The sequence below is a fragment of the Micromonospora sp. NPDC047527 genome, from assembly GCF_040643015.1.
Classification (GTDB): Bacteria; Actinomycetota; Actinomycetes; order Mycobacteriales; family Micromonosporaceae; genus Micromonospora.
In genome coordinates this window covers 289,839-302,589 of sequence record NZ_JBEYTK010000004.1, presented here as the reverse complement: position 1 = coordinate 302,589, position 12,751 = coordinate 289,839, and the positions used below count along the sequence as shown (strand labels likewise).

Below are 12,751 nucleotides of genomic sequence, written 5' to 3'. Positions count from 1 at the left end.
GACGTGGTGAGGGAGAGCACAGGCGGCACCCGGGAGCGGATCAAGGCCGTCGCGCTGGAGCTCTTCACCGAGCAGGGGTACGAGAAGACGTCGCTGCGCGAGATCGCCGAGCGACTCGGGGTCACCAAGGCGGCGCTCTACTACCACTTCAAGAGCAAGGACGACATCGTCGCCAGCTTCGTCGAGGAGCGACTGGAGCGGATGGACACGCTCATCGCCTGGGCCGACGACCAGCCTGCGAACCTCGACACCCGGCGCACGCTGATCTCCCGGTACGCGGACTCGATGTTCGGTGGCGAGCAGCCATCGGTGATGCGCTTCTTCGAGCAGAACCAGACCGTGCTCAAGAGCCTCGTCGCCGGCCAGCAGATGCGCAGCCGGATGATGCAACTGGCCTACGCGCTCTGCCGGGGCGACGACTCCCCCGCCGCCCAACTGCGTGCCACGTTGTCACTCTTCGCGGTGCACAGCAGTTGGTTCGCGGTACGAACGCCGGGCATCACCGACGACGAACGCCGCCGGATCGCGCTCCAGGTGGCCGACGAACTGCTCGCCAGCATCGGCGAGCAGGACGCGACCGCGACCCCGACGGACGGCCCCCAGCACTGACCCGGGCGACCAACCCGGGCCTCGATCCCCGCCCGCCAGGCGTTGCCGCCCGGCGGCCACGCGCGTCGGCACCGGGTCAGGCGGCAGCCGCGACGGCGGCGGGTCAGGTGTTGCGCAGGTCGAGGCGCAGGCCGAGCAGGTCGACTCCGGGAGCCGGCGACCAGTCCTTCTCGGGCACCCGGACGAAGCCCAGCCGCTCGTAGAGCCGGTGCGCCGCGACGGCGAGCCCGGCTCGCACGCAGATCACGACCGCCGTGCAGCCCAACTCGGCCGCGCGGTCGACGCACGCCCGAGCCAGCACCGCGCCGACGCCCCGACCCTGGGCGGCGGGGTCGACCGCGAGCATGCGGAATTCCGCCTCACCCGGCCCGGACAGTTCGGCGAAGCGGGTCCCCGGCAACACGAACGTCACCGAACCGAGCGCCGCACCGGTCACCTCGTCCACGGCGATCAGCACCTCACCGCTGTCCGCCCGGGTCGACACGTCGGCCAGCACCGCCGCGTACCCGTGTTCGCCCTTGAGCTGGCCGTCCGCCTCGTACGCGGCCACGGTCAGCCGGGCCACCGCCGAGAAGTCGGACGCGTCGGCGGGCCGGACCCGCAGGCCGCTCAACCGATCACCGCGATGAGGTCGCCGTCCTGCACGACGTCACCCTCGTTGACGGCGAGCTGCTGGACCACACCGTCGGACTCGGCGATGACCGGGATCTCCATCTTCATCGACTCGAGGATCACCAGGGTGTCGCCCTCGGACACCGTGTCGCCCGTCGACGCGACGACCTTCCAGACGTTCGCCACCATCTCGGCGCGGATCTCCTCGGCCATGTCCACGGCCCTCCCTTTTCGCGATATGCCTGCCGACGTATCCAATCACGCGAGGGTCGGGCGTGGGTGTCGAGCGGCGCGGCCGGCATGACGGGACAGCCCCGGGGGAAGGCACTAGAGGTCGACCGCACTACCATCAACGGGTCGGACCCGACGCCGGGCGGCCGGTGGATGCACCGGCTCGTAGGCCGCGCGCAGCACGGATCCGACCCATCACGAGGAGGTCAGCATGGCGAAGAAGTCCCGCAAGAAGAAGGCCCGCAAGAAGAACGCCGCGAACCACGGCAAGCGTCCCAACTCCTGAACGTGCCGACGGGTCGACGGCCCGTCAACGGTCAGCCCGCACCGGCGGAAGCCGGATGCACCGGTGGCCCGGGTCGACATCGACCCGGGCCACCGGTTTACGTCCGTTCGGTTGCTCAGTCGGCCAGTTCACGGGAGTCGGTGGTCTCGAAGACCACCAGCTCGGTGAGCTTCACGCGCAGCCGCTCACGCAGTTGATCCGGTGCGGTCTCGTTGCCGCAGCACCGAGCGACAAGCGCCCGTACCTCCTGCTCGAGCCCGTACTCGCGCAGGCACGGCCCGCACTCGTCGAGGTGGTGCCGGATCAGCAGGCGCCGCTCGTCGGCGCACTCCAGATCCAGGTAGAGGTAGACCTCCGCGAGCACCTCGCGGCAGTCCGTCTCGTGTGGTTTTCCACAGCTCACGTCACACCTCCCGGCCGGCAGCGGCGGCGGTCGAGCCCTTCGCGGACCGGGCCGGGCTGAAGCCCCGCTCCGCGGCGTACTGCTCGAGCAGCTTGCGCAGATTACGACGGCCCCGGTGCAGGCGCGACATCACGGTGCCGATCGGCGTGCCCATGATGTCGGCGACCTCCTTGTACGAGAAGCCCTCGACATCGGTCAGGTAGACAGCCAGGCGGAACTCCTCCGGCAACTGCTGGAGGGCCTCCTTGACGTCACTGTCGGGCAGCCGGTCCAGTGCCTCGGTCTCGGCTGAACGCAGACCGCTGGAGGTGTGCGACTCGGCCTCGGCGAGCTGCCAGTCGGTGATCTCCTCGGTGGGCGCCTGGATCGGTTGGCGCTGCCGCTTGCGGTAGGAGTTGATGTAGGTGTTGGTCAGGATCCGGTAGAGCCAGGCCTTCAGGTTCGTGCCCTGCTCGAACTGGTGGAAGGCCGCGTACGCCTTCAGGTAGGTCTCCTGGACCAGGTCCTCGGCATCCGCCGGGTTGCGCGTCATGCGCAGCCCGGCAGCGTAGAGCTGATCGACGAATGGCATCGCGTCCCGTTCGAACCGGGCCCTGCGCTCGTCCGTCTTCTCGGTGGTCAACCGCACATCCCCTCGCGTCGGATGCTTTCCCGCCGAGGATACGCGCACGGACCTGCCCGCAGATTCACTTCCGGCTGGTGTGCCCGTGCTCACCGCACCCACACCGCCCGGTCCCGCTGCTGCGGGCCAGGCCGGAGCATCCAGCAGCCGTTTCAGCTGCTTGGCGTCCCGCTCGTCCCGTTCCAGGCTTCGTGTCTCGGTCGGCACCGGTCACCCCCTCGCAAAAGTCGTCCCGGGGGTAGTAACGCGAGATGACGGGTGAGGCATTCCAGCCCGCTCTCCCGTTCCTGGTCCCGGCCCCGGCGACGGCCGGCGCTGGGACCAGGAAGGGCCTGGGAGGACTGGCGTCGCCCGCCCGAACCGGGCCGGCGGCACCATCGGATGCAACGAATCGCGCCCGGCACCGGACACGGCCGGCCCAGTCGGCTGGCTCAGTCGGCCGTCCAGCCCTGCGCGCGCAGCCAGTCCCGCACCACGGCAGCGGTGCCGCCCGGATCCCGCCGCAGGTCGTGCGTCTCACCCGGCCGGGTCACCACCTGCACGACCGGCCCCGGCTCCGGCACCCCGAACGGGTCCCGGTCGCCGTTGACCACCAGCGTCGGCAGCCCGGTGTCCAGTTCGGCCGCCCGGGAGCGTTCCGGTCGGCCGGGCGGGTGCAGCGGGAAGGCCAGCGCGAGAACGCCGGCCGCGCCCACCGCCTGAGCCGTTCGGCAGGCCACCCGAGCGCCACTGGACCGACCGCCGACCAGCAGCGTCGGCACGTCGGCATGCCGATCGCGTAGCGCGGCGAGCACCGCCGTCCACGCCTCGTCGAGGTGCCCGGCGGGGGCCGGCGCACGCCGACCGGCGACCCGGTAGGGCTGGGTCACCCGAACCACCGCCAGGCCGGCCGCGACCGCCGCGTCCCGAACCGCGAGCAGATCGGGCGCGTCCACGCTGCCGCCCGCGCCGTGCCCGAGCACCAGCAGGGCAGCAGCCGGCCAGGCCGGTAGGTCGGTGTCGATCCGCGCCGGACCGCGCGGGGTGTTGATCTCTTCGCTGGGCAGCACCGACCCATTCTGCGCCGCCCCGGCCGGTCACCGGGATCGGTTCGTTCCGATGGTCAGCTCAGCGGCACCAGGGTGAGCAGACGGTCCCGCACCGGCGGACCGGCGTCGTCGAGGGCGGCCGGATCCGGCTCGACCTCGCCCCGCCAGGCGACCAGCATCGCCCGCCGTTCGCGGGGCGTGGTGGCACCCCAGACCCCGTGGCAGTCACCCACCTCCAGTGCCCACGCCAGGCAGGACCCCTGCACATCGCAGCTGCGACAGAGTGCGATGGCGGCGTCCGCCGGCTCGTTCGGCGCCGGAAAGAACGTCTCCGGATCCACACTCTGACATGTCCCTCTGGTGCGCCACGCGTCGTCCTGTCGTCGCTCCCGCAAGGCCCGCAGCAGTCGCGGATCCTGCCGCGCCGCGGCCACCTCGTGCGGGCGTGGCATACGCGCCCGTGTCATTCCACCCACCTCCCCCGTGGGACCGGCAAGATCGGTGGATGTCGTCCGCCCCGTGCGAATCGACAGCCACTACCGGCGCTGTGTTGTATCGCACTTTGGGACACCGGGACAAGTAGCTGCCGGGAACCTGACTGAACAAACAGGTAACGAATCGATCGGAAACCTGTGAAATCGTCACCCGACGATATGCGCCGGCCTCAGAACAGCGTCAGCTCCTGCGGCGCGATCATCGATGCGACGGGCACCCGGGCCGTCAACCCGGGCCCGTCGTTGCGGACGTCACCCACCGCCGGCCCGACCGGACGGATCTCCAGCCCGGCAAGCCGGTCGGCCGACGGCGGAGCGAGCAGCCGCTCCGGCTCGTCGCTCGACGCCAGCCACGACGACCAGCGCTCGGGCGGCACCAGCACCGGCATCCGGTCGTGCACCTCGGCCAACTCGCCGAGCGCCGCGGTGGTCAACACGCTGAAGGTGAGCCGGGAATCGGCCCCGGACTCCCACACCGACCAGATGCCGGCCAGGGCGAGCACCGAGCCGTCGGCGGGGGTCATGTAATACGCCTGCCGCCCGCCCTCGGGCAGCCGGACCCACTCGTACCAACCATCGGCCGGGACCAGGCAGCGGCGGCGGACGAACGCCCGCGCGTACGCCCGGCTGCTGGCCACCGTCTCGGCCCGCGCGTTGATCATGCGGGCCGCGCCGGCCGCGGACCGCGACCAGTGCGGGAGAAAGCCCCAGCGGCCCACGCAGAGGCTGCGGTGCCCTTCGGGGGTCATCCGGACCAGCGGGACCGGATCGGTGGGCGCGACGTTGTGATCGGGCCGGACCCGGTCGTCGGTGTCGTCGGACGACTCGAACAACGCGCTCAACTCGCCGGCGCCACGGGTCGTCGCGTACCTGCCGCACATACGCCAACGCTAACCTGTCGAGAGCCCCCCGGCTGTCCCGCCAACCGGGAGTACGACCGCCGGTCGGTGCCGCCGACCGGCCGACACGGCAGAATGTAACCGTGGGGAACCTGACAGCGACCCGGCCGCCGCAGCCGTGGAGCGCACCAACCGCGTCCGACCCGGTGGCGGCCACGCTGCGCCTACCTGGCTCCAAGTCGCTGACCGCGCGTGCCCTGGTGCTCAGCGCGCTGGCCGCCGGCCCGTCGACGTTGGCCGGGCCGCTGCGCGCCCGGGACACCGAGTTGATGGCCGCCGGCCTGCGCGCCATGGGCACGTACGTGTCGATCAGCGACGACGAGCGCTGGCTGGTCCGGCCGCACCCGCTGACCGGGCCGGCGCACGTGGACGTGGGGCTGGCCGGCACGGTGATGCGGTTTGTGCCGCCGGTGGCGGGGCTGGCCGACGGGCAGGTCACCTTCGACGGTGATCCGCATGCCCGCACCCGGCCGCTCGGTCCGCTGATCGAGGCGCTGCGCTCGCTGGGTGTCCGGATCGACGTCACCGGCACGGGCAGCCTGCCGCTGACCGTGCAGGGCGCCGGTGGGGTCACCGGCGGCGAGGTGGTGATCGACGCCTCCGCGTCCAGCCAGTTGGTCTCCGGCCTGCTGCTGGCCGCCCCCCGCTTCGACCGGGGTCTCGTGGTGCGCCACGTCGGCCCGCCGGTGCCCTCCGCTCCGCACCTGCGGATGACGGTGCAGATGCTGCGGGCCGCCGGCGCGGCCGTCGACGACACCACCCCCGACGTGTGGACCGTCGAGCCCGGCCCGCTCACCGGGCGGGGCTGGGAGATCGAGCCAGACCTCTCCGGCGCGGTGCCGTTCTTCGCCGCGGCACTGGTCACCGGCGGTGAGGTCACCCTCCAGGGTTGGCCGCACAACAGCGCACAGCCGGTCGAGCAGCTCCGCTCACTGCTGCACCGGATGGGCGGCGAGGTCACCCTCACCACCAACGGGCTGACCGTCCGGGGCACCGGCGTGGTGCACGGCCTGACCGCCGACCTGTCCGACGTCAGCGAGCTGACCCCGGTGCTGACCGCGCTGGCCATGCTGGCCGACTCGCCGTCGGTCTTCACCGGTGTCGGGCACATCCGCGGCCACGAGACCGACCGCCTCGCCGCGCTGGCGCGGGAGTTCGCCGCGCTCGGGGCGGACATCACCGAGGCGCCGGACGGGCTGGAGATCCGGCCCCGGCCGCTGCGCGGCGGCGTGTTCCACACCTACCACGACCACCGGATGGCGCACGCCGCCGCGGTGGCCGGTCTCGCCGTGCCGGGCATCGAGGTGGACGACGTCGGCTGTACCTCCAAGACCATGCCGGAGTTCCCGGCACTATGGTCAGCGATGGTGACCGGCAAGAACTGAGGCGAGAAGAGGGCACGTCCTGGCGACCAGACGGCGGGAGTACGACGAGGACGACGTACGGGTCCGGCCCGGGAAGTCGTCGCGTCCGCGTACCCGCACCCGACCACAGCACGCCGACGCCGTGGACGGCTTCGTCATCGCCGTCGACCGGGGTCGCTACACCTGCGTGCTGGCCGGCGCCGAGCGCGGCGTGGCCGGGGCCGAGCTGCCCACGGTCACCGCGATGCGGGCCCGTGAGCTGGGTCGCAAGTCGGTGGTGGTGGGCGACCGGGTCAGCCTGGTCGGCGACACCTCCGGCACCGAGGGCGCCCTCGCCCGGATCGTCCGGATCGCCGAGCGCCGATCGGTGCTGCGTCGCACCGCCGACGACGACGAGACCACCGCCGAGGGCCGGCTGGAACGGGTCGTGGTCGCCAACGCCGACCAACTGGTGATCGTCAGCGCGTTGGCCGATCCGCCGCCGCGTACCGGGTTCATCGACCGCTGCCTGGTGGCCGCCTACGACGCCGACGTCGAGCCGCTGCTCTGCCTCACCAAGGCCGACCTGGCCGGGCCGGAGGAGGTGCTGGGCTACTACGCCGAGTTGGAGCTGCCGTACGTGCTGAACCGCCCCAACGCCGACCTGGCCGCGCTGCGCGCGCTGCTCAGCGGTCGGGTGTCGGTGCTGGTCGGGCACTCCGGGGTGGGCAAGTCGACGCTTGTCAACCGCCTCGTCCCGGACGCCGCCCGCGCCGTAGGTGTGGTCAGCGCGATCGGTCGCGGCCGGCACACCTCCACGAGCGCGGTGGCGCTGCGGCTGCCACCGGTGCCGGGCGTCGACACCGACCCGGGCTGGATCATCGACACCCCCGGCATCCGCAGCTTCGGGTTGGCGCACGTCTCCGCCGACAGCCTGCTGCACGGCTTCCCCGACCTGGTCGAGGGCACGGTCGACTGCCCGCCGAACTGCCCCCACACGGCCGACGAGGCCGAATGCGGGCTGGACGCCTGGGTGGCCGCCGGCAAGGCCGACGCGCGGCGGCTGGCGTCGTACCGCCGGTTGCTCGCCTCCCGGGCCGGCGAGGGCGACTCGCGCGGCGACGCCGACCAGCGCGGGCCCGGCGAGGGCGACCGGCGCGGGCCGGACGAGTGAGCCGCCGGGCATCGGCTAGGTTGCCGGCATGACCGGGTACGCCGACGACCTCGACCTCGCCCACCTGCTCGCCGACCGGGCCGACGCCATCGCCACGGCCCGGTTCCGCGCGCTCGACCTCCGGGTGGAGGCCAAGCCGGACCTCACGCCGGTGTCCGACGCGGACACCGCCGTGGAGCGGGAGATCCGCGCGCTGCTGACCGAGCACCGGCCAGCCGACGGGGTGCTCGGCGAGGAGTACGGCGCGACGCAGAGCGCCGATGCGGACGGTCGCCGGTGGATCGTCGACCCGATCGACGGCACCAAGAACTTCGTCCGTGGCGTGCCGGTGTGGGCCACCCTGATCGCGCTCTACGACGGCGACCGGCCGGTGGTCGGCGTGGTGTCCGCCCCGGCGCTGGGACGGCGGTGGTGGGCGAGCGCGGGCGCGGGCGCGTACGCCGGACCGGGCCCCGCCGCGGGCGAGCGGATCAGCGTCTCGGCGGTCCGGCGGATCGTCGACGCCAGCTTCTGCTACTCCTCGCTGACCGGGTGGGAGCGCGCCGGGCGGCTCGACGCGATGCTCGACGTGATGCGGGCCAGTTGGCGCAGCCGGGCGTACGGCGACTTCTACGGCTACATGCTGCTGGCCGAGGGCGCGCTGGACGTGATGGTGGAGCCGGAACTGTCCTTGTGGGACGTGGCGGCGCTGGTGCCGATCATCACCGAGGCGGGTGGCACGGTCACGGATCTGGCGGGTCGACCGGCCCCGGCCGGCGCGCCCGGCACCGAGAGCAGCGTGGTAGCCACCAACGGTGTGCTGCACGCCGACATCCTCGCCCGGCTGGATCGACCAGCCGAGCGCTGACACTCGGCAACCTCTATCCTCGCCAGGTGGTCTCCTCCGGCTGGTGCTTTCTCGCGGCGATGATCGTCGCGTACGGCTTCGCCAACCTTCTCCAGTCGGTGGCCGCGGCCCGCACAACGGTCCACCACACCTTCGATCCGGGCCTGCTGCTGCGGCTCGCCGGGCACCGGACGTACCTGGTCGGCCTGGTCTGCCAGATCGGCGGTTTCGTGCTCGCCTTCCTGGCCCGACGGGACCTGCCGTTGTTCCTGGTGCAGGCGAGCGTGGCCGCCGGGCTCGGGGTGACCGCCATCCTCGGGGTGCTGGTGCTGAAGTGGCGGTTGCCCGTGGCGGAGGTGGTGCTGCTGGCGCTGCTCTTCGCGGGGATCACCGCGCTGGTGCTGTCGGCCCGGCCGGCACCGTCGCGGCAGCTCGGCACCGCTGGCTCGATCGCCCTGTTGGCGGCGCTCGGCGTCATCGCGGTGCTCGGCTTCTTCGCCGTCCGGCTGCACGGCGCACCTGGCTCGGTGGCCCTCGGCTCACTGGCCGGGCTGGCGTTCAGCTCGGCCGCCGTCGCCGCTCGGCCACTGGCGTCCGCGCCGTCCGCCGAGGCGTTCCTCGCCGACCCGCTGCTCTACCTGTTGATCGCACACTCGATCGTCGGCCAACTGCTGCTCGGCCTGGCCATGCAGCGCGGCTCGACGACGGCCGCGGTCGCCGCGATGGACGCCGCCGGTGCGGTGCCAGCGGCGATCGTCGGCCTGCTGCTGCTCAACGACAAGATCTGGCCGGGACGGGAGTGGCTGGCGGCCGTCGGATTCCTGGTCACCCTGGCCTCCGTGATCGGCCTGACCAGGTACGCCGAGCCGCAGCAGCACCGCCCGGTGGGCGCGCCGCAGCGACTCGGCAATGACGGGCGTCAGCCGGCCCGGCTAACGACCGGGGCCGCGGCACAGCCCGCTCAGGCCTCGACGGGCTTGCGGCGGCTCACCACCCGCTCGTAGAGGCGCTCCAACGCGCTGGCGGTGCGCTCCCATGTGTAGCTGCTGCGGACCCGGTCCACGGCGGCGTGGCCGTACGCGAACCGGCCGGCGTTGTCGGTGAGCAGCCGGCGCAGGGAGACACCGAGCGTACGCACGTCGCCGGGAGGCACCAGGCGACCGGTGACCTCGTCGACCACGGCGTCCGCCAGACCGCCCATCGCGTAACCGACCACCGGCACGCCGCAGGCCATCGCCTCCAGCGAGACCCGCCCGGCCGACGAGTAGTGCGGCGTGCAGGCCACCACGTCCGCCGACCGGTACCAGGTGGCCATCTGGTCGTGCGGCACCGCACCCACCAGGCGCACCTGGTCGGCCAGCCCGGCCCGCTCGGCCAGCTCGCGCAGCCGACGCGCCTCCGCGTGGTTGGCCAGTTGACTGGCCGGCGGCCCACCGGCGATCACCAGCTCGGCGTCGCCGACCAGGCGCATCGCCCGGATCAGGTCGTCCTGGCCGTGGCCCGGGGAGAGCCCACCGACGGAGAGGATCCGCGCCCGCTGCTCGCGCGGCGCCGCCTCACCGTCCGGGTGGAACTGCTCGGTGTCCACTCCAGCCGGCACCATCGCCACCGAGCTGCGTTGCAGGCCCATCCGGGTCAGCTCGTCCACCTCGTCGTTGCTCTGGGCGACCGCGATGTCCACCGCCCGGGTCAGCGCCCGTTCCAGCGGGATCCGTTGCCCCGGCCCGTCGTAGTGGCCGCCCAGGTGACGCAGTTGCTCGACTCCGAGTGAGTGGAACGTCTGCACGACCGGGATGTCGGTCTCCCGGACCGCGTGCGCGGCGGCCAGGCCGCCGATCCAGTAGTGCCCGTGCACCACCTCGGGCCGCCAGGCGCCGCCCCACTCGTCGGCCAGCCAACGCCCGAACTCCGTCACGTGCGGAATCAACTCGGCGGTGGCCAGCGGCGTGGGCGGGCCGGAAGGCACCCGGTGCACCCGGTAGCCATCGACGTCCGCCGTCACCGGCAGCCCTGGGTCGTCCCGGCGTTCGTAGATCCGGACATCGTGGCCGCGACCGGTCAACTCGGCGGCGACCCTCGCGATGTGCTGTTGGGTGCCGACCGGCGGGCCGTCGGCGTGCCGGTACGAACTGCTGTGCGCGCAGACGAGGCCGACGCGCATGGGTCACCTCCCTGCGTTCTTCTCCTCGGCGGTCCGGTCAGAGCGTCCCATTAACCTGGAGGCCGGGAGCCGAAACCTGGCAGATCGGGAAACACCGCCCCCGGGTACGCCGACACCTGCGCCCCGGCAACCACACGAGCCCGCCCGGCCGCACCAGAAGACGCCTCCGCGATGATCGTCCATCGGCCGGTGGTATGACCCGGCCCGGCCCGGGGTACCGCTCAGAAATGCCGCTGACCCGCAGCCTCGACGACTCGACCGTGGTGATCACCGGTGCCTCCAGCGGGATCGGCACCGCCACCGCGTACGCGCTGGCCCGCCGGAAGGCCGCCGTCGTGCTGGCCGCCCGCAGTGAGCCGGCCCTGCGACAGGTGGCGCAGCGCTGTCGGGAGTTGGGCGGTCGGGCGTTGGCGGTGCCGACCGACGTCACCGATCTGGAGTCTGTGCAACTGCTGGCCGACCGGGCGGTGGCCGAGTTCGGGCGCATCGACGCCTGGGTGAACAACGCCGCGGTGAGCGCGGTGGGTCTGTTCGACGAGATCCCGGTCGCCGAGTTCCGCCAGGTGCTGGAGGTCAACCTGCTCGGTACGGTGCACGGCCTCAAAGCCGCGCTGCCGTACCTCGGCGCGGCCGGCGGTGGCGTGGTGGTCAACAACGCCTCCGTGCTGGCCGAGGTGGCCATGCCGTACCAGTCGGCGTACAACGCCTCCAAGCACGGCATCCGAGGGCTGGCCGACACCGTCCGGCAGGAACTGCGGGTCACCGGTCGGGGTCAGATCTCCGTCTGCACCGTTCTGCCGGCCACCATCGACACCCCGTTCTTCCGGCACACGGCCAACCACAGCGGTCGTGAGTTGCTACCACCCCCACCGGTCTACCCGCCGGAGGTCGTCGCCGAGACCATCGTGCGGCTGCTGCGCCGCCCGCGCCGCGAGGCGTACGCCGGTGGTGCCGCCCGGTTGTTCGGCCTGCAGTGGCGGTTGGCGCCGGCGCTGGTGGAGCGCACCCTCGGCTGGTACGCCCAGCGCACCCAGTTCGGCCCGGGCGCCCGGTTGGACAGCAGCGGCAACGTGTTCCACGCCGACGCGCAGGCCAGCCGCGAGGGTGGCTGGCACGGCCGGCGGCGGCACCTGGTGCGGATGACGGCGGCGTTCGGCCTCGCCGCGGCCGGCACCGCCGTCGGCACGATAGCGGCGAAGAACCGCCGATCCCGGTTGGATCGCTGATGACCGGCATCGACCGGCCGGACACGCCGCACCTCGACGTCCCGCGCACCGACGCGGTGCCGCCCACCGACGGGCGCTGCCGGGTGGAGGTCGACGAGTCGTCGGCGGTGGTCCGGTTGACCGGCGTGCTCGACCCCGCCGCGGCGGAGACGATCCGCGACGCGTTGCTCGCGCGGCTCTGCGACCGGCCCGGCCCGGTGGTCGCCGACGTGACCGGGCTGCGGGTCGACGAACCTCCCGGGCGGGGTGTCTTCGCCCAGATCCGCCGGGAGGTCGCCGACTGGCCCGCCGCGGACCTGCTGCTCTGCGACCCCGCGGTCTCCGGGCCGGGTCGCGCCGACACCGCGTTGGCCGGCGTCCCTGCCTGGCCCACCCTGGACGGCGCGCTGGCGGCGCTCGCCGCGACGCCGCTGGCGGCGGTGCTGACCGTCGAGCTGACCCCCACCGTGGAGGCCGCCCGGCAGGCCCGCGAGTTGGTCGCCACCGGCTGCCGCCGCTGGGGCATGCCGACGCTGACCGAGCCGGCGCAGATCGCGGTCACCGAGATGGTCAACAACGTGGTGGCGCACGCCCGGACGCTGATGAGCGTCCGGTTGGCACCGCAGGACAGCACCCTGCAGTTGGCGGTCCGTGACCACTCCGCGCACCGGCCGGCGTTCGCTGGGCTGTCCCCGCCGACCCGCGCCGGCGGTCGGGGCCTGCTGTTGATCGACACGGTGGCCCGCCGCTGGGGCACCAGCATGGTGCCGGACGGCAAGGTCGTCTGGTGCGTGCTGCACCCGGACGACGAGGCTGACGCGCTCGGCTGAGGGTCTTTCCGCCCCCGATGGCCGGTTC

15 protein-coding genes are annotated in these 12,751 nt (G+C 72.8%); 7 read left to right on the top strand and 8 right to left on the bottom strand.

Annotated features, from left to right (window positions below; all coding sequences use genetic code 11):
- Positions 1-6: 6 nt before the first annotated feature.
- Positions 7-609, top strand: a complete 603-nt coding sequence (locus ABZ808_RS18145; protein WP_357007493.1) for a helix-turn-helix domain-containing protein — start codon at positions 7-9, stop codon at positions 607-609.
- 103 nt (positions 610-712) lie between these two features.
- On the opposite strand, the gene ABZ808_RS18140 is transcribed toward ABZ808_RS18145, so the two are convergent.
- From ABZ808_RS18140 to ABZ808_RS18110, 7 genes are all read right to left on the bottom strand, one after another.
- Positions 713-1,222 (bottom strand): GNAT family N-acetyltransferase, encoded by a 510-nt coding sequence (locus ABZ808_RS18140; protein ID WP_357007490.1) that lies wholly within the window; start codon positions 1,220-1,222, stop codon positions 713-715.
- Positions 1,219-1,440: a biotin/lipoyl-binding carrier protein gene (locus ABZ808_RS18135; RefSeq protein ID WP_203178709.1), complete on the bottom strand. Its 222-nt coding sequence runs from the start codon at positions 1,438-1,440 to the stop codon at positions 1,219-1,221. Before ABZ808_RS18135 ends, ABZ808_RS18140 begins: the two co-directional genes overlap by 4 nt.
- A 413-nt stretch (positions 1,441-1,853) precedes the next feature.
- Positions 1,854-2,141: a mycothiol system anti-sigma-R factor gene (rsrA, locus tag ABZ808_RS18130; protein ID WP_053660297.1), complete on the bottom strand. Its 288-nt coding sequence runs from the start codon at positions 2,139-2,141 to the stop codon at positions 1,854-1,856.
- Between the two features lies 1 nt (position 2,142).
- A complete protein-coding gene (locus tag ABZ808_RS18125) occupies positions 2,143-2,970 on the bottom strand; it encodes a sigma-70 family RNA polymerase sigma factor (protein ID WP_357007487.1) in 828 nt (275 codons plus the stop codon).
- A 224-nt stretch (positions 2,971-3,194) separates the two neighbouring features.
- Positions 3,195-3,812 carry an alpha/beta family hydrolase gene (locus ABZ808_RS18120; protein WP_357007484.1) on the bottom strand — a complete coding sequence of 206 codons (618 nt, stop codon included), beginning with the start codon at positions 3,810-3,812 and terminating at the stop codon, positions 3,195-3,197.
- A gap of 53 nt (positions 3,813-3,865) precedes the next feature.
- Complete coding sequence (locus tag ABZ808_RS18115; protein WP_357007481.1) at positions 3,866-4,258, bottom strand: WhiB family transcriptional regulator; 393 nt, start codon at positions 4,256-4,258, stop codon at positions 3,866-3,868.
- Positions 4,259-4,455: 197 nt separating this feature from the next.
- Positions 4,456-5,166, bottom strand: a complete 711-nt coding sequence (locus tag ABZ808_RS18110; RefSeq protein ID WP_357007478.1) for an SOS response-associated peptidase — start codon at positions 5,164-5,166, stop codon at positions 4,456-4,458.
- A 101-nt stretch (positions 5,167-5,267) separates the two neighbouring features.
- On the opposite strand from ABZ808_RS18110, the gene aroA reads away from it, so the two are divergent.
- The 4 genes from aroA (at position 5,268) to ABZ808_RS18090 (ending at position 9,531) form a co-directional block, all read left to right on the top strand.
- Positions 5,268-6,569 carry a 3-phosphoshikimate 1-carboxyvinyltransferase gene (gene aroA, locus ABZ808_RS18105; protein WP_357007476.1) on the top strand — a complete coding sequence of 434 codons (1,302 nt, stop codon included), beginning with the start codon at positions 5,268-5,270 and terminating at the stop codon, positions 6,567-6,569.
- 121 nt (positions 6,570-6,690) lie between these two features.
- Positions 6,691-7,701 (top strand): ribosome small subunit-dependent GTPase A, encoded by a 1,011-nt coding sequence (gene rsgA, locus ABZ808_RS18100; protein WP_357007474.1) that lies wholly within the window; start codon positions 6,691-6,693, stop codon positions 7,699-7,701.
- A gap of 28 nt (positions 7,702-7,729) precedes the next feature.
- Positions 7,730-8,548 carry a histidinol-phosphatase gene (hisN, locus tag ABZ808_RS18095; RefSeq protein WP_357007472.1) on the top strand — a complete coding sequence of 273 codons (819 nt, stop codon included), beginning with the start codon at positions 7,730-7,732 and terminating at the stop codon, positions 8,546-8,548.
- A gap of 59 nt (positions 8,549-8,607) precedes the next feature.
- Positions 8,608-9,531 carry a hypothetical protein gene (locus ABZ808_RS18090; protein WP_357008200.1) on the top strand — a complete coding sequence of 308 codons (924 nt, stop codon included), beginning with the start codon at positions 8,608-8,610 and terminating at the stop codon, positions 9,529-9,531.
- On the opposite strand, the gene ABZ808_RS18085 is transcribed toward ABZ808_RS18090, so the two are convergent.
- Positions 9,489-10,688, bottom strand: coding sequence for a glycosyltransferase (locus ABZ808_RS18085; RefSeq protein ID WP_357007470.1), 1,200 nt, complete (start codon positions 10,686-10,688; stop codon positions 9,489-9,491). The genes ABZ808_RS18090 and ABZ808_RS18085 overlap by 43 nt on opposite strands.
- A gap of 227 nt (positions 10,689-10,915) precedes the next feature.
- On the opposite strand from ABZ808_RS18085, the gene ABZ808_RS18080 reads away from it, so the two are divergent.
- Positions 10,916-11,914 carry an SDR family oxidoreductase gene (locus ABZ808_RS18080; protein WP_357007467.1) on the top strand — a complete coding sequence of 333 codons (999 nt, stop codon included), beginning with the start codon at positions 10,916-10,918 and terminating at the stop codon, positions 11,912-11,914.
- Positions 11,914-12,723, top strand: coding sequence for an ATP-binding protein (locus ABZ808_RS18075; RefSeq protein ID WP_357007464.1), 810 nt, complete (start codon positions 11,914-11,916; stop codon positions 12,721-12,723). Before ABZ808_RS18080 ends, ABZ808_RS18075 begins: the two co-directional genes overlap by 1 nt.
- Positions 12,724-12,751 lie beyond the last annotated feature (28 nt).

What these genes read in the sequence shown, in the direction of transcription:
- ABZ808_RS18090 (WP_357008200.1), top strand. Translation starts at nt 8,608, where the DNA reads ATGATCGTCGCGTACGGCTTCGCCAACCTTCTCCAGTCGGTGGCCGCG.
- ABZ808_RS18075 (WP_357007464.1), top strand. Translation starts at nt 11,914, where the DNA reads ATGACCGGCATCGACCGGCCGGACACGCCGCACCTCGACGTCCCGCGC.
- ABZ808_RS18115 (WP_357007481.1), bottom strand. Translation starts at nt 4,258, where the DNA reads ATGACACGGGCGCGTATGCCACGCCCGCACGAGGTGGCCGCGGCGCGG.
- ABZ808_RS18085 (WP_357007470.1), bottom strand. Translation starts at nt 10,688, where the DNA reads ATGCGCGTCGGCCTCGTCTGCGCGCACAGCAGTTCGTACCGGCACGCC.
- hisN (WP_357007472.1), top strand. Translation starts at nt 7,730, where the DNA reads ATGACCGGGTACGCCGACGACCTCGACCTCGCCCACCTGCTCGCCGAC.
- ABZ808_RS18110 (WP_357007478.1), bottom strand. Translation starts at nt 5,166, where the DNA reads ATGTGCGGCAGGTACGCGACGACCCGTGGCGCCGGCGAGTTGAGCGCG.
- ABZ808_RS18080 (WP_357007467.1), top strand. Translation starts at nt 10,916, where the DNA reads ATGCCGCTGACCCGCAGCCTCGACGACTCGACCGTGGTGATCACCGGT.